Below are 21,495 nucleotides of genomic sequence, written 5' to 3' on the forward strand. Positions count from 1 at the left end.
GAACTACCTTTTCTTTAAAGATACCCCATGAATTTGTAAACGGTAATACCGATCCATTCTTTGAATAACTTATGCCATAAAACGAAGCCCTCGGGCAGGGGGATGGCTAGACTTTTAAAATCTACTTTTACATCTGAGGAATAGTAGTCCACGGGAAAGGTATCCGTTTTAAGTCCGGCTTTATCAAAGCAGCCTTTAGCTCTTTTCATGTGAAAAGCCGAGGTGATCAGGAGGTGGGTTAAATCTGGGTCAAATCCTTTTTCGGAAAGTAATTCACTGGAAAATAGTGCATTTTGTCTGGTGTTTACGGCCTTGTTTTCGATCATGATATCATCCATACTCACCCCTGCGATCACCATAAAATCCGCTAGCAGCTTAGCCTCCGTGTTGGGATTGGTAGGATTCAGGCCCTGTCCTCCCGTGATGAGAATCTTACGGAGTTTTCCCAGTTTGTAAAGTTGAACTGCGTGTGTAGCCCTATCGGCTCCTTTATTAAAAAATGTCCGATCAGTGGCTGTTTTATCAAGATTGGTGACGCCGGTCAGTACTATTCCCACTTCGTAAACGGGCATCCCTTTGATGGCCTTGGTTTCCGGTTCCCAGGTTTTCATGGCGAGATTGGAGATAAATTGATTGGAGAAGAACAGCAGTAGAGCGATCCCCGTTACGCAACACCTTTTTTTAAAGGTAGGCTGTTTTCCAAAATAAGCCATCAAAAAACAGGCAATGACCAAGGTAAGGGGCATGACCAAAAATGTCAGTAACTGGGCAAGGTAGAAGAACATGCTTATGGATACAAATGGTAAAATGATACTATTATCAAGAGGTGAAAATAAGGTATAAAAATAAATTTGGTGGCTGTTAAGTATAAAAAATGACAGTACCTGTCAATCATTTTTATTATCCGGAAAAATCCTCTTGTTTTGTCTAAATTGTTTCATTGGCTATGGATTTCAAACCTTTTACTATCTACAAGTCTTCTGCAGGGTCGGGCAAGACCTATACCTTGACATTGGAGTATCTTAAGTTGGCCTTGGCCTCAGCAACCGCTTTTAAGTCCATTTTGGCAGTGACTTTTACCAATAAAGCTACCCAGGAGATGAAAGGGAGGATTTTGGAGGTCTTGGCCAGATTAAAAGAAAGGGTGGACCCGGAGGAGTTTTTGGACCAAGAGCTGATGAAGCACTTGGACATGGATGAAAAAGCGCTTTCCAAACAGGCGGAAAGGGTGCTGACGGCCATCCTTCATGATTATGCCAACTTTTCGGTCAGCACCATCGACAGTTTTTTCCAAAAAGTGGTCAGGGCTTTTGCCAGAGAAATAGATCTGCAGGCTAAGTTTGATATTGCGCTTGATCAAGGGGCGGTGCTGGAGAAGGTGGTAGATAGAGTGGTGCAAAATGTATTGGAGGATCCATATTTACATAAATGGCTGGTGGATTTTGCGTTGAACCAGATTCAAGTCGGGAAATCCTGGGATATCAGAAGCAATATCAAGTCATTGGGAGGTGAAATTTTTACAGAGAATTTTAAGCAGTACCAGACCTATATCAGGGAGTTTCTCTCCAAAGAGGAAAATATTGAGACCTTCAAGTTTTACTTGCGGGAAAGGAAGCAGGAGATCATAGCCAAAACGCTGGAATTGAAAAAGGAGGCAAATGGAATCAGGGAGCAGTTTGGCTTGGCCTGGACTGATTTTGCGCGAGGAGCGCAAAGTTTTGCCTTGAAGTTTGATAAGCTGGGCGAGAAGGACCTGCCTGTGCCCGAGCTGACAGCTCCTCAAAAGGAACTGGTCCACGATGAGAGCAAATGGGCTTCCAAGACAAGTAAACAGAGAGAGGCGATTCTATCCGCTTATCATGCCGGTCTTGGGAACATTTGGGGGCAAATTGAGCCCCTAAGGAAGGAATGGCTTACTTTTGAGGCGATCAGCAAGAATTTTTATGCCTATGGTCTGTTCCGGAACCTTCTCGAAGAACTGAGGGAGCTGAAGGACGAAGAAAACCTCTTGATGATTTCCGATGCGAATGATTTCCTCAAGGAAATTACCAAAGAAAATGATGCTCCCTTTATCTATGAAAAGGTGGGCAACCAGTTCAGCCATTATCTGATAGATGAGTTTCAGGATACTTCCGGCTTTCAGTGGGAAAGCTTCCGGCCTTTGTTGGAAAATTCACTTGCCCAGGGCAAAAAGAACCTTTTGGTAGGGGATGTGAAGCAGTCCATTTACCGGTGGCGGGGAGGGGACATGAAACTGTTGTTGGAAAAAGTGGAGGAAGACATCGGAAAGGAACGGGTTTCGGTCAAAAACCTGGATACCAACTTCCGGAGCTTGCCCAAAATTATTGACTTTAACAATGCCCTTTTTTCCAAGCTTCCAGAGCAGCTTCAGCTCAGCTTTGAAAATCAGGTAGGGAGTGATGGTGCTGGGATTTTAGCCAAAGCCTATGGAGATGTCCGTCAAAAAGTTTCCAAAGGAAAATCCGGAGCAGCCTATCAGGGAAAAGTGAGGATGGAATTTCTGGAGGATATAAGGGAGGAAGGCGAGCTGAACTTCAAGGAACAGGTGCTGGAAAAGATTCCGGAGTTGGTGATGGAGTTGCAGGACAAAGGATATCAGCCCAAGGACATTGCTTTTTTGGTCCGAAAGAAAAGTGAAGGTGCATTGATTGCCGATGCACTTATGGCCTATAAATCCGTCAAACCGGATACCGGGTATAATTTCGAAGTAGTATCCGACGAATCCATGTTTTTGGAAAAGGCCGCCTCCGTAAAAGCTTTGGTGGCCGGTATGCAATATTTGGTGGATCAGGAAGACAGGGTACCTTTTAATACCATGTGGTTTTATTGGTGCAGCTTAAACGACCGCCCCATATCCCATGATATATTTGAGGAAGGGGGAGAACCGGATTGGCTCAAAACCAAAATCAGCAAATTCAAAGAAAGACAGGCCTATCTGGAGCAGTTGCCTCTGATGGAGATGGTGGAGGAGTTGGTGATGCTATTGGATTTTTATGAGCTGAAGGCCGAGCTGGCCTATATTTCAGGGTTCAGGGAGGCGGTGTACGACTATGTCAGTAACAACCGGGCAGATTTGGCCGGCTTTCTGGGCTGGTGGGAAGAAAACCGTACCAAGCGAACTGTAAAAATACCTGAAGGGCATAATGCCATGCCTATTATGACCATTCACAAGTCCAAGGGACTGCAGTTTAAGGTCGTTCTCATGCCGTTTTTGAGTTGGGATATAGTGGATACCAAAAAGGACAATATTATTTGGTCACCGTTTAAGGATACCGAAAAGGAAGTAGAAGCCATTATCCCGCTCACCCTTCGTAAAGAATTGGCTGAATCCATCTTTCAGCCGATCTATGAGGAGGAGATCACCATGGCCTATTTGGATACACTGAATATGGTTTATGTGGCATTGACCCGGGCGGAGGAAATGCTATGGACCATGAGTCCTTATAAGAAAGTAAAAGGCAGCCCTTCGCTAAACCCATTGGAGAACAATTTACTTCAGTTGTTTGAGTCTGGAGGCTTAAAAGCCGGAGAAATTGATTTAGATGAATTTTATGACCGGGAGTCAAAGGTGTTTGACTGGGGAGAATGGCCGATGGAGAAGGTTGCCAACAAAGGAGGGGAATTAACGGCAAACCAATTATCATGGAGATACAGGGATTGGAACGACCTGCTCAAAATCAAGCGATATGCGGCTGATTTTAGTGAAGAAGGGTTAAGCCAACGGCATAAAAGAAGCTTTGGGGTATTGATCCATGAATTGCTTGAAAAGTCACGTAACAAAAAGGATGCTTTTAATCATCTACAGGCGTTTTATTTTGACGGCCGCCTGGATGCTGAAGAAAAGGTCCTAGTGGAAAATCAGCTGAACCATCTTTTCGCCAATGAACAGTTTGACCAATGGTTTGAAGGGGAGGGGGATAAATTGACCGAGCAGGGGATTATACTGCCGGGAGGAAAGCAAAAGCGACCGGACCGGGTCATTGTAAACGAGGGGAAGGCCACTGTGGTGGATTTTAAGACCGGGGAAGAACAGGAAAAATACCAAAAACAAGTGAAAGAATACATGGGGCTTATCAGGGAGCTAGGAATTTTGGAAGTAAAAGGGTTTTTATGTTATCTGGAGACAGGCAAAATTATAGAGGTTAATTGATATGCAGAGCTTTTTAAGAGATACGGCAGCCAGCCTGTTAAAAAAGTACGATGACCTAAAAAAAGTGACGGTTATCCTCCCTAACCGCAGGGCCGGACTGTTTTTCACACAGCATTTGGGGCAACTGATAGATCGACCCCAGTGGATGCCTGCGGTGAAAACCGTGGAAGATTTGTTTTATGAACTGGCCGATCAACGACCCACCGACCAGCTGAGCCTTATTTTTGAACTGTATAAGGTCTACAAAGAACTGCAGCACGACCCGGAACCCTTTGACAGGTTCTATTACTGGGGGGAAATGATCCTTAAGGATTTCAATGACATCGATCAGTTTTTGGTAGATCCGACAAAACTGTACAGCTTGCTTGCTGAAATCAAATCAATAGAATCTGATTTAAGTTTTCTGACCGAGGGTCAAGTTGAGTTGGTCAAGCAATTTTGGAAATCATTCCAGCGGGAAGGGCGGGGGCATCAGGATAAATTCCTAAGGTTTTGGCAACTTTTGCTCCCTTTGTATGAGCGATATCAGCAAGAACTGGATGTCCTCGGGCTTGCCTATTCAGGGAAGCTATACCGCAAAGCTGTAGCGAAGCTGGAGGGGTTGGAGCGGCCGGGACAATCTTATGTATTTGTCGGTTTCAATGCTTTTACCCGAACGGAGGAAAAACTGATCAAGCACTTCGTGGGGGAATATGGGGCAGCGATTTATTGGGATTTGGACGCTTACTATACGTTGAATCCCTTGCAGGAGGCCGGTTTGTTTTTTAGGGATTACCGAAGGGACAAGGTTTTAGGGCCTACCTTTCCGGTGGAATTGCCAACATCCATCCAACAGCGGCGTCCTAAGATCAAGGTGTATGTAACGCCGCTTAAAGTCAACCAGGCGAACCTCATCGGGAAAGTGCTGGAAGGAGTGTCTCCTGACGAACAGCTTGAGGAAACTGTGGTGATTCTACCCGATGAGCAATTACTGTTTCCTGTCATGCAGCATCTACCGGAAGGGATAGACAAGGTCAATGTGACGATGGGCTATCCTGTGAGAAATGCGCCTGTTTATGCCTTTTTAGAAGCAGTACTGGAACTACAGCGGTACATTAAGGTAGATAATGGGGAAGTTTACTTTTACCACCAGGCAGTGAAAGAGCTGATGTCTTCGGTCTACCTGAAATCGGGCAATGAAAAGTTTGTGAGAGATCTGCTGAATGATATGCAGGCGCAAAACCAGATTTACATTAGCGAAGAGACCCTGGCAAAAGGAGGGGATTTCTTTAAACAGGTTTTCAGGCGCCTGGAGACGGCTGCGCTTTTTGATTATCTGGAGTCATTGATCCTGGACCTGGCAGAACAGTTAAAGGAAGACAAGCTACAGGGAAGTTATTTGTTTCAATGTCACAAACAGCTTGTCCGCTTAAAGGAGATATTCCAATCTCAGCAGGAAATCAAGGTGAATTTGGAGTTTTTTATCCGTCTCTTCCGTCAGGTCTTTAAAGAGGTCAAGTTGCCTTTTGAGGGAGAGCCCTTGGCTGGTTTGCAGGTAATGGGGGTATTGGAGTCGAGAAACCTTGATTTTAAGCGGGTACTTATTGCCAATATGAATGAAGGCAGTTTCCCGCCCTCTGCCGGGCTGAATTCCCTCATTCCCTTTAATCTGCGTAGGGCTTTTGGCTTGCCCGTACAGGAGCAAAACGATGCTATTTATGCCTATACCTTTTACCGTTTGTTGCATAGGGCAGAAGAGGTCCATATGATGTATACCACGGCATCGGATCAAGGGAAGGTGGGGGAAAAAAGCCGGTACATTCAGCAGATGATGGCTGAGATGGATCTTCCGATGGAGGAGGTGGTGGTATTTATCCCGGTGGATTTAAAGCAGGGAGCTCCCATAACTATTCCCAAAAACGCAGAGATCAGCCAACTTTTGGAAAAATACGTGGTCCAGGCTTCCGGTCAGTCTGTAACGGCATTTTCACCTTCGGCCCTGAGTGTATGGCTGGACTGTAAACTGAAGTTTTACTTCCAATACCTGGCCAACATCAAGGAAAAAGAAAAGGTGGAGGAAGAAGTGGATGCCGCTGTTTTCGGTAATCTGGCACACTACAGCCTTGAGTACCTCTATCAGGGTTTTATGGAAAGGAAGCAGCGGAAACTTATCAGAGAAGAGGACTTTCAGCAGCTGGACGATTACGTGTTCCCTGCCATAGAAAAAGCGATCAGGAAGTTTTATCATTTGGAAGAAGCTGCGGATACCAAATTAAGTGGGCAGCTTGCCATCGTGCGTGATGTGTTGCAGAAGTACATAAAGGCCCTGCTGGCGCATGACCGAAAGGATGCACCGTTTGAGCTGGTCAGTTTGGAGCAGGATGTTCGGTATAGAGCTGTGGTGCCGGTGGAGGTAAATGGAAGGCAGTACGGTATTGCAGTAAGGGGGATCATTGACCGGGTAGATAAGCAAGACGGTTCTGTCAGGCTGATCGATTACAAATCCGGAAAAGACCTTAAGGTATTCCCTTCGGTGGAGTCCTTATTTGATAGAGACCATCCAAAAAGAAATAAGGCAGCCATGCAGACGATGATCTATGGGATGCTTTACCAAACCAAATTTCCGGAGAACCGCCAAGCCCTGAAACCTGCAATCTTTAATCTCAGGGAGATTTTTAACGATGATTTTAATCCGTACCTGCAGCGCAAAGAGGGTAGGGGCAAGGCTGAGGAGGTCAATGATTATCGGGAATTCCAAGATGAATTTGAACAAGGCTTAAAGGGATTGTTGAAGGAGATATTTGATCTTGAAGTTCCTTTCGATCAGACGGAAGACATAGAGAAATGTAAATATTGTCCCTATAAAGAAATTTGTGGAAGGTGAAAAAGAAAAGAGGCAAAACCAAGGGCCTCTTTTTTTTTTTTTCAATGATCAGGTTGGTCCCGTAAAAGTAAACGCTCACTTAGCTTTGTGTAGCGAGCCGTCTTTCCTGCTAATTACGTTCCAAGTATCCTCAAACAATAGTGCATAGGGATAGGCAGGCACATGGGGAACAGGCTTGCTCACATGGTGATTTTTTGAATCTTTTCATGTATTTCGGGGATGGCCATTACTGCTGCCGAACCGTACCATTCCAAGAGCTCCATGGTCAAAACACCTGCCTTGATTGCCGGGTCTCCATTGGTCAGGTTTTTGGCTTCCTCAAGGTCGCCCACATCAAAAATAAAGATTCCCCTAAGTTCGCCGTCACCAAAGAACGGTCCGGCAAGAACCAGTTTTTTTTCTTCCGCCAGCTTACCAATGTGGGCCATATGGGCCTGCTGAATTTTGTCCCTTTCTTCTTTAGAATAATTCGATACATCAGGGCCGCGCTTTAAAAAAGCCATGACATATTTCTTCATACCATAGTCATCCGCTTGGTATTTCTGGGCCAAATCTTCATCGTATTTTTCTTGGGAAAAACCGGAGAAAGAGAGCAAAATCAAGAGCGGTAAAAGGAGGGAAAACTTCTTCATAGTATTGGTTTTTTTATGGTGATAAGAAGGCCAGTTTTATAGTTACAATTTGACTCCCGAAATGGGAGGGAATCCAAGGGCTGGAAAGCCTGTTTTTTTTGTTGTGGTTCTGCCTTTTCCACTTTATAATTCTTGCCTTCTATCGGGGTAAATTGATTTGATATTTATGCCTTTCTGAAGGTAGCCATTAAGTCTAAAAACAGGAAGGTTTTTAGATGAAAATTTAGGAGGGATTGCTCCATGATTTCCCGGTGTTTTTGGAGGAAGGCAAGAACATTTGCCACCTGAAAGGGGCAGGAAATTAATCAGAAGGAAAGGTGATACAATAAGGAAAAGGGGAGTGATATGAGGAGAAAGGGAGAGGGGAGAACAAGAGGGGATGGCTATGGGATAGGCCGGAAATACAGCTAAGGATGCTTCCCTCAGGTAGGGGCATTATCCGTGCTTTTAACATGGAGGAAGCGCGGTACTGCCCAAATAACCTAAGGAGGCAAAGGTGAGGGGAGTCATTTTTTTTAAGATTTCAGCGATGATTTTGAAGGATATAATCTACTTTATGTTGGTTTGTTTAAATGTCTGAAATATAATGAATTAAACTATTTTTAGCCAAACCTAATTATGTCTTGGCTAAACTATTTAGTTTTGACTAAATTGATTCTAGGCTTGGTAAAGCCACAATTAAAGGGGCTTTAATGCTGGAATTTTTTTACCTTAGTTTTTGAGTCTGCAGCTAAATGAAATTAAGCGTAAAAATTCCTTTGATCTACATCATGATCGGGTGCATATGGGTGGCCCTTTCTTCTTACTATTTGGGAGCGATCCAAGAGAGAATAGGGTTGGAGAATACCACGATGTTGGAAGTGATCAAGGCACTACTTTTTGTGGTGGCATCTGGAGGTTTAATGTACTTTTTAGTTGACCGTGCGCTTCTTCAGGAAAGGCGGTTATGGAGCAGCTATTTTACCGTGTTCAACAATAGTCCGATTTGCATGTGGATGGTTCAAAAAAAGGATGGTGGAATCTATGCGTCCAACCAGATTGCAGAGAGGAATTTTGGACCAAAAAGCAAGGAAAGAAAGGCACTGAAATTTGATGAAATTTTACCGCTGAAAGGGGCTGAAAAAAAGCGGCTTTTCGGGCAGGAAAACAGTCAGATCAACCACTGTAAGCTGAGGGATATTTCTGGGAGAGAATGGGTGCTGGATTTGTATGGAGTCCCCTTCAGTTTGGGAGATAAAGAGCTTGTTATGGTCACGGCTGTTGACCACACAGAGCTGCACCAAAGCCTCAAAGAAAAGACAGAACTCAACGCCAGTCTGAAGGAGCAGAACAAGCAACTAAAGGAGTTTTCTTTTATGAACTCCCACCATCTCAGAAGACCGCTTTCCAACATCTTGGGGATAATAAGTTTGTTTGATGAGCAGGAAAAAAATAAGGCGGAAGCCATTAAGATGCTCAAGGAATCCTCTGAGCAACTGGACCAAGAAATAAGAAAAATGAGTGAAGTACTAAGCAAGTCAAATATGCAGTTAGAAATGCAAGAAGAATTGGTGTCCCAGAAGCTACAGTCCATACTTGTTGTGGACGATGACAGGGTCCAGCAAATGATCAATAAAAGACTGTTCAAAAAGAATAATCCTGAATTAAAGCTCCATTTTTTTGAGAATCCATTGGACGCTTTGGACTGGATTGAGACCAATACAGTGGACATTATTCTGCTGGATATCAATATGCCGGAGATAAGTGGATGGGAGTTTTTGGACAAGATGGTGGAAAAGGGAATAACCATTGAAGTGAAGATGCTTTCCTCCTCGATAGATCCGGAGGATGAAGAAAGAAGTAAACAATATGATATAGTTAGCGGTTTTTTAGTGAAGCCACTTCAGAAGGAGGTATTGGCGGAAATTTTAAAGGGCTAAATAATCCCTATGATATAAAGCCTAATCGGGCTAATTTTATTAGTTTCGCACTTTCAAGAAAATTTTATGGCTGATAATTCAACAAAAAAAGAGCATATTTTAAGCCCTAAGATAGATAAGATGTTGTTGGGCCTTTCTGACGCTTTTGCGTTTGTCTGGCGTTTTTTCAAAGAGGTATGGGTTCCTCCTTATGAGTTTCGGGAGGTCATCCGGCAATGTTACAAGATCGGTTACAATTCCCTGGCGCTTATTTCTTTAACAGGATTCATTGTGGGTATCGTTTTTACCAATCAGTCCAGGCCATCACTTTCCGAGTTTGGTGCTACTTCATGGTTGCCGGCACTGATTTCCATTGCGATCGTAAGGGCAATGGGGCCATTGGTGACCGCTTTGATTGCTGCCGGTAAGGTGGGGTCGAGCATCGGCGCTGAAATAGGTTCCATGAAAGTTACCGAGCAGATAGATGCCATGGAAGTGTCCGCTACCAACCCCTTTAAGTTTCTGGTGGTAACCAGGGTACTGGCCACGACATTTATGATCCCTATATTGGTGATGTATACAGATTTTGTGGCTTTGATGGGGGCTTTTCTTTCTGTCAACACCAAGGAGAATGTAAGCTTTACCACTTACTTTGTTCAGGTGTTTGAGGCGATTTCATTTTTGGACATTTTCTCTTCCATCCTCAAATCTCTGGTATTTGGATTTACCATTGGGATTGTCGGCTGCTATAAGGGATATCATTCCTCCAAAGGAACCGAGGGGGTGGGCAAGGCTGCCAATGCCTCGGTGGTATTGGCCATGTTCTTGATCTTCATTGAAGAGCTCTTGGCCCTTCAGATTGTAAACTTTATCAGACTGTCATAGCTATGAGGGAAAAAGTGGTCGAAGTTCGGGGATTGAAGAAGTCTTTTGGAGACCTGGATGTACTGATGGGAGTAGACCTGGACCTGTACAAGGGGGAAAACGTGGTCGTGCTGGGAAAATCAGGTACGGGCAAGTCGGTTTTGATTAAGATTATGGTGGGACTGCTGACCCAGGATGAGGGCGCCATGAAGGTTTTGGGCAAAGAGGTTTCCAGCCTTTCACCCAAGGAATTGAACGATCTGCGGCTGAAGATAGGTTTTTCCTTCCAGGCCAGTGCACTTTATGATAGTATGACCGTAAGGGAAAACTTGGAGTTTCCCTTGGTAAGAAATGTAAAAGGGCTCAGCAAAGCGGAGAAGGATAAAATGGTGGAGGAGGTTTTGGATGCTGTGGGACTTTCACAGACCATCAACCAGATGCCCTCTGAGCTATCGGGAGGTCAAAGAAAAAGGATCGGCATAGCCAGAACCTTGATCCTGAAACCTGAGATTATGCTGTATGATGAACCGACAGCGGGACTTGATCCCATTACCTGCAGTGACATCAATAACCTGATCAATGAGGTCAGGGAAAAGTTCAATACATCTTCTATTATCATTACCCATGACCTCACGTGTGCAAAAGATACAGGGGACCGTATGGCTGTCTTACTCGATGGGGCATTTGGTGCGGAAGGTAAGTTTGAGGATGTTTTCGGTAATCCATCCGATATTCGAGTGAAATCATTTTACGACTATAACTTCATTAAATAATGAGAAATGATAATAAAAAATCGGTAATAGTAGGCATTTTCATACTGATAGGAATCATCATTATGGTAGCCGGCATACTGACTTTGGGAGCCCAGCAAAAGGTGTTTGTAAAGAGTTTCCGGGCCACGGCGGTATTTGAGGATGTAGGTGGTTTGCAAAAAGGCAATAACGTATGGTTTTCTGGTGTAAAAATCGGAACAGTGACCGCGATAAAGTTTTATGGGGATTCCCAGGTGGAGATAGAAATGAACATCGATTCAGACACCAGGGAATTTATCCGAAAAGACTCCAAAGCCACGATCAGCTCGGATGGACTTATCGGTAATAAGATTATCGTGATTTATGGAGGCAGTACCCAGGCCCCGGTGATCGAGGATGGGGACAGGCTGCAGGCAGTGATGCCACTGGATACGGACAATATGATGGAGACCCTTCAGGAAAACAACCAAAACCTGGTTTCCATCACCAATGACCTTAAAGTGCTGACGGGAAAGATTGCCAAAGGCGAAGGGATTATCGGTGCGGTACTGACCGACAGTACCTTGGCGGAGAACTTTAGAAAGATTGTAAACAATTTAGAAACAACCTCTGCCAATAGTAACCGACTATCTGCGGATCTCAGGAAATTTACCGCTGGGATCAATAAAGAAGGGACGATGATGTATGAGATGGCCAATGATACGGCCGTATTTGCCAGCCTGAAGCATACCGCTAAGGAATTGGAAAAAACGAGTATGGAAGCTTCTTCTGCTGCCAGCAACTTTAATGAAGCAAGTGGAAAGCTGACTTCCTCAGACAATGCCTTGGGCATGCTACTGAATGATGAGGAGTTTGCCTCTTATATCAAAGAGACCCTGGAAAATGCGGAAGTAACCACTCATCTGCTGAACGAAAATCTGGAGGCCCTGAAGTATGCCTGGATCATGAGAAAGGCACACAAAAGAAAGGAAAAAGCCGAGGCCGAAGCTGCAGAAGAGGAGTAGGGCTTTTCTAAATAAGGAGTCATTTAAAAAGACAGTCTTATCATGGTTATTGAAGCCAGAAAGACTGTCTTTTTGTTTTAGGTATCAGGTATTGGCCTGAAAGGGATTTAGGCTGCTGAACTGAATAAAGCACCTATTATCACTGGCAGATCTCCTATGGTCTTCTCCTCTCTTCATCCACATCAAAGACGGCCCTATACCTTCTAAAAAGGATGGGGCAGGATTGTAGAGAAATTTACTGCCGTATTATCACCTTTTGTATTTTTTATCAAGGAAGGTTAAGTTGTTTTTACAATTCAAAGGGTTTAATTGTTGGTTTATTTTTATAAATACACATTTCATTTAAACCTCTAATCCGCTCACTATTTTTTCCTGGGCTTCTTCCAGTTCTTGTTCACTCGCTTCCATTTGCTCGTTTTCTACTGTTGTGTCCAATACCACAGAGATACTAATGGGGAAATGGTCAGAGCCAATGGAGGGGTGTACTTGCAGTTTTTTTAACTTAAAGTGGTTACTCAAAAAGATGTGGTCCAGGGGCCATCGCAGAAAGGGATATTGTGCATGAAAGGTATTGAACATGCCCCGGCCTCTCCTCGGATCTCCCATACCACTGATCTTGAGAAAAAGTTCGCTGGTATAGCTCCAGGCTACATCATTAAGGTCTCCCATGATGATAGCTGCTTTACCGTAGGATTTCGCTGCTTTGCCGGCAATGAGTATTTCCGCATCTCTTTCGGTGCTGTGGGTGTTTTCTCCCGGTACCGGAGGGGTAGGGTGGATACCATAGATTCGAATAGTTTCCCCGTTGTTTAAGAGCAGGTCGGTCTGTATAGAAGGAATCTCCTCATCAATCAGGTACTTGACCTGTGTGTTTTTTAGCGGATACTTAGAGTAGAAGAGCATTCCGTAGGTATTTTCCAGCGGTATCTCCACCTGATAGGGGTATTTGTCCTTCAGCAGGGCAATTTGGTCAGCCCACTTATGGTCGGTTTCCACCAACATAAAAACATCGGGCCTGATCCTCTGTATCATTTTAAGGCACTTCTGGAAGTGCTCGTTGTATTGGTAAACGTTGGCGACCATTAAGGATAAGGTGCTTTTTTCGTGCTTATCGGCCGATTTTACCATTTTTGTACTGAAGGGGGTATAGGGGATTATTTGGCTTAAAAGGTAAAAAAAGAGCACGATAAGTACGGTAAGAATGGCATAATCTACTTTTTTTAAACTGCCATAGTCCTCAAAAAACCAGGCAATTATCAGACATGATATTAACAGGAGCTTCTGGAACCTGGGGTAGTCAAAAATTCTAAAAGTCCAGTAGTCTTTTTTTACCAGTGGCATGAGGCTTGCGGCAATAATCAAGACAGAAAATAAATAGAGGGCTACTTTCATATTATAGAATAATTTCGTTGTCCTTCCGGGATAATGATCCGATCAAAACAAGCAATTGGCCAGCTTACAATTTAGCTTAAAAAAAGTTAACTTAAGGAATCAAACGGATTATTAGGCAGTTGATTGATTGTCTATCTTTTTTACCAATATAACTATAAAAACATATGTCATTCGATCCTTATAACATCAAAAAGAAACTTGAGTCTTCAAAAGGAGCTTTGACCTATTGGAGCCTGCCTGCCTTGCAAGATCAAGGGTACAAGGTGAAGCAACTTCCTTTTTCCATTCGGATATTATTGGAAAATGCGCTCAGGAACTACGATGATTTTGCCATAACCAAGGAACATATCGAAACCCTTTTAAACTGGGGGCCTGCCCCATCGGATAAAGATATTCCTTATAAGCCTGCCCGGGTACTGATGCAGGATTTTACCGGAGTGCCGGCCGTGGTGGACATTGCTTCCCTGAGGGCTGAAGCTGTAAGAAAAGGGAAAGATCCCCAAAAGATCAATCCACTTATTCCTGTTGACCTGGTGGTTGACCACTCGGTGCAGGTGGATTATTTTGGAACGGACTATTCGTACAAAAAGAATGTGGATGTGGAGTATGAGCGAAACGGCGAAAGGTACGAGTTCCTTAAATGGGCTCAAAAATCATTTGACAACTTTTCGGTGGTTCCTCCGGGGATGGGCATCTGCCATCAAGTCAATTTGGAATACCTTGCCCGAGGAGTAATAGAAAGGGAGGGAAATGTATTTCCCGACACCTTGGTGGGAACGGACTCCCATACCCCCATGGTCAACGGTATCGGAGTAGTGGGCTGGGGAGTTGGCGGTATTGAAGCGGAAGCGGCACTGTTGGGCCAGCCCATTTATTTTATCATGCCGGAGGTAGTCGGTTTGAAGTTGACCGGCAAGCTGCCTTTGGGGACCACCGCCACGGACATGGTCCTGACTATCACCGAACTGTTGAGAAAGCATGGTGTGGTAGGAAAATTTGTGGAAGTTTTTGGTCCAGGATTGGATACCCTGACTGTGCCGGACAGGGCTACGATCTCTAATATGTCCCCTGAGTTTGGCTGTACGGTGACTTATTTTCCGATAGATGACCGCACCTTGGACTATATGTCCAAAACCAACCGCCCAAAAGAGCAGATCAAGCTGGTAGAGGACTATGCCAAGGCCAACATGCTATGGAGACAGGACGAAGATCAGGTGAACTACAGCAGTGTGGTGGAACTGGACCTGGGCACGGTGGAACCAACCGTGTCTGGCCCCAAAAGACCGCAGGATAAGATTTTGGTAAGGAACTTTAAGGAGAAGTTTGGGGAGTTATTGAAAGAGGTCCATGGAAGGGAGTATATACCTATTGACAAACGGGATAAAAGCAGATGGTTTGGGGAAGGGGGGAGCCAGCCGGTAGAAAAGGCCGGGGAACTGCCCCAGGATGTGGAAATTGCCACCTCTACCAAAAACGGGCTGAAAACAGTAGAAGTAAAGATCAACCATGACGAGTTTGTACTTTCTGATGGAAGCATAGTCATAGCGGCGATCACCTCCTGTACCAACACTTCCAATCCCAGCGTAATGATCGGGGCCGGTTTGGTCGCCAAAAAGGCCCGTGAAAGGGGGCTGGATGTCAAGCCTTGGGTAAAAACCTCCTTGGCACCGGGTTCAAAAGTGGTGACGGATTACCTGGAGGCCTCTGGGCTTTTGACTGATCTGGAAGCCTTAAGATTTCACGTTGTGGGCTATGGGTGTACCTCTTGTATTGGGAATTCCGGTCCTTTGCCCAAGCACATTGCCCATGCAGTAGAGGAAAATGACTTGGTGGTGGCATCTGTACTTTCAGGAAACCGTAATTTCGAAGCCCGTGTGCATCCGCAAGTCAAGATGAATTACCTGATGTCCCCTATGTTGGTAGTGGTGTACGCTCTGGCAGGCAGGGTGGATGTGGACCTGAACAAAGAGCCTTTGGGCTTTGACCCGAATTTAGAGCCGGTATACCTAAAGGACATCTGGCCAAGCAATGAAGAGATTTTTGAAGTGATGGGCAGGGTGCTTAATCCAAATGACTTTGAGAAGAACTATGGAGAGATCTTTGAAGGTAATGAGCAATGGAAAAACCTTCAAGCTCCTGATGATCAGGTTTACCAATGGTCAAACAAGTCTACCTATATCAAGGAGGCTCCTTTTTTCCAAGGGATCTCTTCTGATGTAAAGGAGCCCCAAAATATCCAGGGAGCCCATGTTCTACTGAAATTGGGGGATTCGATCACCACGGACCACATTTCACCTGCCGGTGCTTTTGCGGAAGCTTCACCTGCCGGTCAGTACCTGGTGGGCAGGGGAGTGGAGAGGAAGGATTTCAACTCCTATGGTTCCAGAAGGGGAAATGATGAAGTGATGGTGCGGGGGACATTTGCCAATGTAAGGATCAAAAACCAATTGGCCAGCCGGGAAGGGGGCTATACCAGCCATATTCCTACGGATGAGGAAATGACGGTTTTTGAAGCTTCACAGAAATATAAGGCTTCGAATACTCCTTTGGTCGTCTTAGCGGGGAAAGAGTATGGTAGTGGCTCGTCCAGGGACTGGGCTGCCAAGGGAACCAATCTTTTGGGCATCAAGGCGGTCATTGCAGAGAGTTATGAGCGTATCCACCGGTCCAACCTGGTGGGGATGGGTGTCCTGCCGCTGCAATATCTGGAGGGGCAGTCTGCGGAAAGCTTAGGCCTTGATGGAAAAGAAACCATTAGCATCTCGGGCATTGCCGAAGGACTCAGTCCAATGAAGAAACTTCAGGTAAGCGCCAAAAAAGCTGCTGGTGCTGAAGTTAATTTTGAGGTGCTTTGTAGGCTTGACTCTGAAGTAGAGGTGGCCTATTACAAAAACGGGGGTATTCTTCATTATGTGTTGAGGCAGTTTTTGAAGCAGGATTAGTTTTTATGTGTCAACATTTGAATTAGTTAATCACGGATGGACACGGATAGCGATTGACTGAGCTGGTCTGAGTTGACCGGAATCAGAACTGGTCTGAATTTGCAATTGAGCTGGTCGGAATCAGAGCTGTCCAGATGTGTAATTGAGCTGGTTGGGATCAGAGCTGTCCGGATGTGTAATTGAGCTGGTCGGGATTTGTAATCCCGACCTTCTTATAAACAGGGATTTGCAATCCCTCAAAGTACATTTTCACCCCTACCAGCGGTACAATGCTGTTAAGTAAACCACAGATAAAATGGATAAACACAGATAAAGGGAGTTTAAATAACTACATCTGTGTTTCTCTGTATTCATCCGTGGTCAATATCCGCTTTAACTTAATAGCATTGGCCTTTGGTAGGCAAGGAAGATTTTCAGAGCTGGTCGGGATTTGTAATCCCGACCTTCTTGTATACATGGATTTACCATCGCTCAAAGTATCATTTTTCCCCTGCCTGTGGTACAATGCTTTTAAGTAAACCACAGATAAAATGGATAAACACAGATAAAGGGGGGTAAATAACCACATCTGTATTCATCTGTGGCAATATCACCATTAACTTGATACCATTGTCCTTCGGTGGGCAAGGAAGATTTTCAGAGCTGGTCGTGATTTGTAATCCCGACCTTCTTGTATACATGGATTTACCATCGCTCAAAGTATCATTTTTCCCCTGCCTGTGGTACAATGATGTTAAGTAAACCACAGATAAAATGGACAAACAAGGATAAAGGGGGGGTAAATAACCACATCAGTGTATATCTGTATTCATCTGTGGTCAATATCCTCTTTAACTTAATAACATTGTCCTTCGGTAGGCAATGAAGATTTTCAGAGCTGGTCGTGATTTGTAATCCCGACCTTCTTGTATACATGGATTTACCATCGCTCAAAGTATCATTTTCACCCCTGCCAGCGGTACAATGCTGTTAAGTAAACCACAGATAAAATGGATAAACACGGATAAAGGGGGGTAAATAACCACATCAGTGTATATCTGTATTCATCCGTGGTCAATATCCGCTTTAACTTAAAGCATTGTCCTTCGTTCGGTAGGCAAGGAAGATTTTTTGGCTAGTTTAAAAAACAAACCTTATAGGTTGGGATAATTCACCTTCAATGAAATCTTCTTGTTTCAGGTAAGGATTTTGTTTCATTTGTACTACGGGCAGAATTCAGGATAGTCAGTTAATATTTTTTGATCAGTTTGCTTCCATCAACCGCTTTTAGCAAAATGTTAAGCCAAACAGTGAATGATTAATTTTATCCGCACGATATAAATCTTATTTTTGTTGGCTAGACCTTAATACAACCTTTGGTCAATGAAATCCAATTGATTAGAATAAGCATTTTTCTAGGTGACCCTTTTAATCAGGTTGCATGTCTGAAAGGTGGAATTGGATTTTATATGATCAATTAAATCAATTCAAGAAACACATGAAAAACATCAATCCAACGCAAACCACCGCCTGGAAGAAATTAAGCACACTTTCCAAAGAGAAAAAAGGGCAAACCATTCAATCACTTTTTGCAGACAAATCCAGGTTTGACCGTTATTCAATCCGGTTTGAGGACATCTTAGTGGACTATTCTAAAAACAGGGCAGATGAAGATGTCCTGAAAGCATTATTTGAACTTGCGGAGGAAACAGGACTAAAGGCAGCTATAGAGGCCATGTTTACCGGTGCTCCCATCAACCAGACTGAAGGACGCGCGGTACTTCATACCGCTTTGAGAAACCGTAGCAATAGCCCGATTGAAGTGGATGGGAAAGATGTGATGCCGGATGTAAATGCCGTACTGGCCCAAATGAAAGGTTTTGCGGACAAAATCAATGCTGGAGACTGGAAAGGCTATACCGGAAAGTCCATTAAATCCTTGGTCAACATCGGTATCGGAGGAAGTGATCTTGGTCCTGTAATGGTGACAGAAGCCCTGAAACCTTATCAAAACGAAAACTTGGACATCCACTTTGTTTCCAATGTGGACGGAACCCATATCGCAGAGACGTTGAAGAAAGTGGATCCTGAGACCACGCTTTTCTTTATCGCCTCCAAGACCTTTACCACGCAGGAGACCATGACCAATGCCCATTCGGCGAGATCTTGGTTCTTGGAGCATGCAAAGGATGAAGCAGCCATTGCCAAGCACTTTGTGGCCTTGTCCACCAATGCGGAAGCGGTTGCGGCTTTTGGTATAGATACCAAAAACATGTTTGCCTTCTGGGACTGGGTAGGGGGAAGGTACTCCCTTTGGTCAGCTATTGGTTTGCCTATTGCCTGTGCCATCGGATTTGACAATTTTGAAAAACTGTTGGATGGTGCCCATGCCATGGACAAGCATTTTAGAAGTACTGACTTTGAGTCAAATATTCCGGTGGTTTTGGCCTTGATCGGTTTGTGGAATACCAACTTCTTGGGCGCTTCTTCTGAGGCCATTTTGCCTTATGATCAGTACCTGCACCGTTTTGCGGCTTACTTCCAGCAAGGCAATATGGAAAGTAACGGCAAGTACGTGTCCCGCAATGGGGAGAAGGTAGATTATACCACTGGTCCGATTATCTGGGGAGAACCAGGTACCAACGGTCAGCATGCTTTCTATCAGTTGATCCACCAGGGTACCCATTTGATCCCTTGTGATTTTATCGCACCGGCCATTTCCCATAACCCAGTGGGGGATCACCACGTGAAATTGCTGTCCAACTTCTTTGCCCAGACAGAGGCGTTGATGAACGGGAAGTCATTGGAAGAGGTTAAAGCCGAGCTGAGCAAAGCAGGTAAATCGGATGAAGAAATTTCCAAACTGGCTCCGCACAAGGTTTTTGAAGGAAACCGACCTACCAATTCCATCTTGGTGAAGAAAATTGATCCCTATACCCTTGGTTCCTTAGTGGCCATCTATGAGCACAAGATCTTCGTGCAAGGAGTGATCTGGAACATCTTCAGTTTTGATCAGTGGGGAGTGGAACTGGGCAAGGTGTTGGCTAAAAATATCCTGCCTGAACTGGAAGGAGAGGAGGAGGTAAGTTCCCATGACGCCTCTACCAATGGCCTGATCAATGCTTACAAAGCGTTGAGAAAGTAATTGATAGTATCTAGTATTTAGTATCAAGTATATAGTATCAAGTAGTTAGCAGTAAGTTATAAAGGCTTGCGTTGACATAAGTACATAAATAAAAAGATCCGATGATGAGTCGGATCTTTTTTTGTAGAGACAGTCAGGCTTTGAACATAGGTCAATCATGATGGTGTCTGTATGCAATGATTAGTATTGCTTCATCGGTGACTTTGTAGGCCAATCTGAAGTCTTCATCAATTATTATTGAAATACCTTGCCATATCCTTTAAGCCCTGTTCGATAGGAGTGACCTTGAAGTCGGGGAATTTTGACCTGAATTTTTCAAAGGACATGATGTATTCCTCTTCAAACTGATACTGCATTTCAGACGATTCCTTTAAAATAGGGATAAACCAAGACAACACCTTCAGCAGCATTTTGGGCATTACCTTAAGCCTATGGTCAGTCTCCAATGCTTGGTTAAGGATTTCTACAATTTCATGGAGTGTAATGGGCGCCGAAACGGGCAAGTGCCAGACTTCCCCATAACAGTCCTCATCAAGGGCCAATGCTACCAATGCTTTTGCATTGTCCTGGATATTTGCATAAGTATGCTTTACATTTCCTTTACTGAGAGAAAGAGGGGACTTCCCTTGTTGCATTTTTTCCAAGATGGAAATATATAAAACACTGTTAATTGCACCCTCCCCGTAAAAGTCGGCTGAGCGGCCAATTAATCCCTGTATTTTCCCTTGTCCTATTGCCTGCATTAGCATTTCGGCTATTTTCATCCGGACCAGCCCTTTTTTCGAAGCGGGGGATTGTGGAGTTTGCTCATCAAAGGGTATTGGTAGGGGATTTGAATACATGTACACATTGTCCAGAAAAATAAGCCTGGCACCCTGATCTGCACATGCCGCAATGACATTTTGCATAATGATTTCCCATTGAACCTGCCAAACCTTGGCGCTGTAGGGCAAACCAACACAAAGGTAAACATATTGACTACCCTGAATGGCCCTGCATGTTTCCTCTTTGTTCAGCAAATCAGCAGTCCTACTTTCTGGGAAATCCCTCATTCTTTTCCGTGAAACCAACCTGAAATTGACTTGTCTTCGCTGCAGTTCTTTATAAACTGCCTGGCCCATGGCGCCATTGGCACCAAGGACGGTATGTAATGGAAATGGATCCTTCATTATAAGTGGAATGTTTAACTACGGTTCAAATTTCCGAAGTTGAGCACCCATTCCACTGAACAAATGTTAAGAAATCAGCTGGGGGAATTTTTTCTAAGCCTGCTTAGATGCTGAGGGGTAATGCCCAAAAATGAAGCAATATACTGTTGTGGAACATTAAGAACATAATCGGGGTTTTCTTTGATGATCTTTTCATACCTTTCCTGAGCTGTGGCTGATTGGAGCATGGCCACCCTTCTTTCCATGGCTATAAATAGGTTCTCGGCAATGACCCTTCTGAAAATGTGGATTTTAGGAATTTCTTGTGACAATGCCTCAAGATCCTTCCTATGAATAGAAAACAACAGGCAATCTTCAATGGCCTGAATATTTTCCTTGGTAGGGGTTTGGGTCAAAAAGCTGGTGTAGGATGAAATAAACTCCTTTTCACGACAAAAATAGCAGGTTATTTCGCCTCCATTCTCCTCCAAATAATAAACCCTCAGCAGGCCCGCTTTGACAAAAAAGACTTCATCACATTGCTGGCCTTCCCTTATTAAAAAATTGTTTTTCTTAATGGGTTTAGGGCGAAAATAGGTAGCAATCTTTTCTCTTTCAGTAAGGGACAAGGGGGTAATTTTGTCAATTTCATCAATAAGCTCTTGCATTCATAAGGAAGATTAATAGTTCGTAGAAAGGGAACTT

General features: G+C 44.2%; 13 protein-coding genes. 8 read left to right on the forward strand and 5 right to left on the reverse strand.

From position 1 onward, the window contains the following. Positions 1–14 precede the first annotated feature (14 nt). Complete coding sequence (locus ACYVAA_RS11315) at positions 15–785, reverse strand: YdcF family protein (protein WP_460541653.1); 771 nt, start codon at positions 783–785, stop codon at positions 15–17. 161 nt (positions 786–946) lie between these two features. Here ACYVAA_RS11315 and ACYVAA_RS11320 point away from each other — a divergent pair, with 161 nt between their 5' ends. After that, positions 947–4,171, forward strand: coding sequence for a UvrD-helicase domain-containing protein (locus ACYVAA_RS11320; protein WP_460541655.1), 3,225 nt, complete (start codon positions 947–949; stop codon positions 4,169–4,171). A 1-nt stretch (position 4,172) separates the two neighbouring features. Then, positions 4,173–7,034 (forward strand): PD-(D/E)XK nuclease family protein, encoded by a 2,862-nt coding sequence (locus ACYVAA_RS11325; RefSeq protein ID WP_460541657.1) that lies wholly within the window; start codon positions 4,173–4,175, stop codon positions 7,032–7,034. A 179-nt stretch (positions 7,035–7,213) separates the two neighbouring features. Here the strand turns inward: ACYVAA_RS11325 and ACYVAA_RS11330 are convergent, their stop codons facing one another. After that, positions 7,214–7,666 (reverse strand): YciI family protein, encoded by a 453-nt coding sequence (locus ACYVAA_RS11330; RefSeq protein WP_460541659.1) that lies wholly within the window; start codon positions 7,664–7,666, stop codon positions 7,214–7,216. 734 nt (positions 7,667–8,400) lie between these two features. Between ACYVAA_RS11330 and ACYVAA_RS11335 the strand changes: the two genes are divergently transcribed. The 4 genes from ACYVAA_RS11335 (at position 8,401) to ACYVAA_RS11350 (ending at position 12,184) form a co-directional block, all read left to right on the forward strand. Further along, complete coding sequence (locus tag ACYVAA_RS11335; protein ID WP_460541661.1) at positions 8,401–9,585, forward strand: ATP-binding response regulator; 1,185 nt, start codon at positions 8,401–8,403, stop codon at positions 9,583–9,585. Positions 9,586–9,651: 66 nt separating this feature from the next. Next, positions 9,652–10,449, forward strand: coding sequence for an MlaE family ABC transporter permease (locus tag ACYVAA_RS11340; protein ID WP_460541663.1), 798 nt, complete (start codon positions 9,652–9,654; stop codon positions 10,447–10,449). A gap of 2 nt (positions 10,450–10,451) precedes the next feature. Beyond that, positions 10,452–11,201, forward strand: coding sequence for an ABC transporter ATP-binding protein (locus ACYVAA_RS11345; RefSeq protein ID WP_460541665.1), 750 nt, complete (start codon positions 10,452–10,454; stop codon positions 11,199–11,201). Further along, the gene (locus ACYVAA_RS11350; RefSeq protein WP_460541667.1) at positions 11,201–12,184 is read left to right on the forward strand and encodes an MlaD family protein; all 984 of its coding nucleotides are present in this window, start codon (positions 11,201–11,203) and stop codon (positions 12,182–12,184) included. Before ACYVAA_RS11345 ends, ACYVAA_RS11350 begins: the two co-directional genes overlap by 1 nt. Positions 12,185–12,526: 342 nt before the next feature. Here ACYVAA_RS11350 and ACYVAA_RS11355 read toward each other — a convergent pair whose 3' ends face one another. Further along, on the reverse strand, positions 12,527–13,576 hold the full coding sequence (locus ACYVAA_RS11355) for an endonuclease/exonuclease/phosphatase family protein (RefSeq protein WP_460541669.1): 1,050 nt from the start codon (positions 13,574–13,576) through the stop codon (positions 12,527–12,529). Between the two features lie 164 nt (positions 13,577–13,740). Between ACYVAA_RS11355 and acnA the strand changes: the two genes are divergently transcribed. Beyond that, the gene (gene acnA / locus ACYVAA_RS11360) at positions 13,741–16,518 is read left to right on the forward strand and encodes an aconitate hydratase (RefSeq protein ID WP_460541671.1); all 2,778 of its coding nucleotides are present in this window, start codon (positions 13,741–13,743) and stop codon (positions 16,516–16,518) included. A gap of 1,477 nt (positions 16,519–17,995) precedes the next feature. Continuing rightward, on the forward strand, positions 17,996–19,642 hold the full coding sequence (pgi, locus tag ACYVAA_RS11365) for a glucose-6-phosphate isomerase (protein ID WP_460541673.1): 1,647 nt from the start codon (positions 17,996–17,998) through the stop codon (positions 19,640–19,642). A 227-nt stretch (positions 19,643–19,869) separates the two neighbouring features. Here the strand turns inward: pgi and ACYVAA_RS11370 are convergent, their stop codons facing one another. Both ACYVAA_RS11370 and ACYVAA_RS11375 read right to left on the reverse strand, forming a co-directional pair. Then, entirely contained in the window at positions 19,870–20,811 is a 942-nt protein-coding gene (locus ACYVAA_RS11370) for a Rossmann-fold NAD(P)-binding domain-containing protein (RefSeq protein ID WP_460541675.1), read from the reverse strand. A gap of 74 nt (positions 20,812–20,885) precedes the next feature. Continuing rightward, a complete protein-coding gene (locus ACYVAA_RS11375) occupies positions 20,886–21,458 on the reverse strand; it encodes a Crp/Fnr family transcriptional regulator (protein ID WP_460541677.1) in 573 nt (190 codons plus the stop codon). Between the last annotated feature and the right edge of the window lie 37 nt (positions 21,459–21,495).

This window comes from Echinicola sediminis, assembly GCF_054777495.1.

Excerpts from the sequence above, each read along its gene's own strand:
- ACYVAA_RS11315 (WP_460541653.1), bottom strand. The coding sequence starts at position 785 with ATGTTCTTCTACCTTGCCCAGTTACTGACATTTTTGGTCATGCCCCTT.
- ACYVAA_RS11320 (WP_460541655.1), top strand. The coding sequence starts at position 947 with ATGGATTTCAAACCTTTTACTATCTACAAGTCTTCTGCAGGGTCGGGC.
- ACYVAA_RS11325 (WP_460541657.1), top strand. The coding sequence starts at position 4,173 with ATGCAGAGCTTTTTAAGAGATACGGCAGCCAGCCTGTTAAAAAAGTAC.
- ACYVAA_RS11330 (WP_460541659.1), bottom strand. The coding sequence starts at position 7,666 with ATGAAGAAGTTTTCCCTCCTTTTACCGCTCTTGATTTTGCTCTCTTTC.
- ACYVAA_RS11335 (WP_460541661.1), top strand. The coding sequence starts at position 8,401 with ATGAAATTAAGCGTAAAAATTCCTTTGATCTACATCATGATCGGGTGC.
- ACYVAA_RS11340 (WP_460541663.1), top strand. The coding sequence starts at position 9,652 with ATGGCTGATAATTCAACAAAAAAAGAGCATATTTTAAGCCCTAAGATA.
- ACYVAA_RS11345 (WP_460541665.1), top strand. The coding sequence starts at position 10,452 with ATGAGGGAAAAAGTGGTCGAAGTTCGGGGATTGAAGAAGTCTTTTGGA.
- ACYVAA_RS11350 (WP_460541667.1), top strand. The coding sequence starts at position 11,201 with ATGAGAAATGATAATAAAAAATCGGTAATAGTAGGCATTTTCATACTG.
- ACYVAA_RS11355 (WP_460541669.1), bottom strand. The coding sequence starts at position 13,576 with ATGAAAGTAGCCCTCTATTTATTTTCTGTCTTGATTATTGCCGCAAGC.
- acnA (WP_460541671.1), top strand. The coding sequence starts at position 13,741 with ATGTCATTCGATCCTTATAACATCAAAAAGAAACTTGAGTCTTCAAAA.
- pgi (WP_460541673.1), top strand. The coding sequence starts at position 17,996 with ATGAAAAACATCAATCCAACGCAAACCACCGCCTGGAAGAAATTAAGC.
- ACYVAA_RS11370 (WP_460541675.1), bottom strand. The coding sequence starts at position 20,811 with ATGAAGGATCCATTTCCATTACATACCGTCCTTGGTGCCAATGGCGCC.
- ACYVAA_RS11375 (WP_460541677.1), bottom strand. The coding sequence starts at position 21,458 with ATGCAAGAGCTTATTGATGAAATTGACAAAATTACCCCCTTGTCCCTT.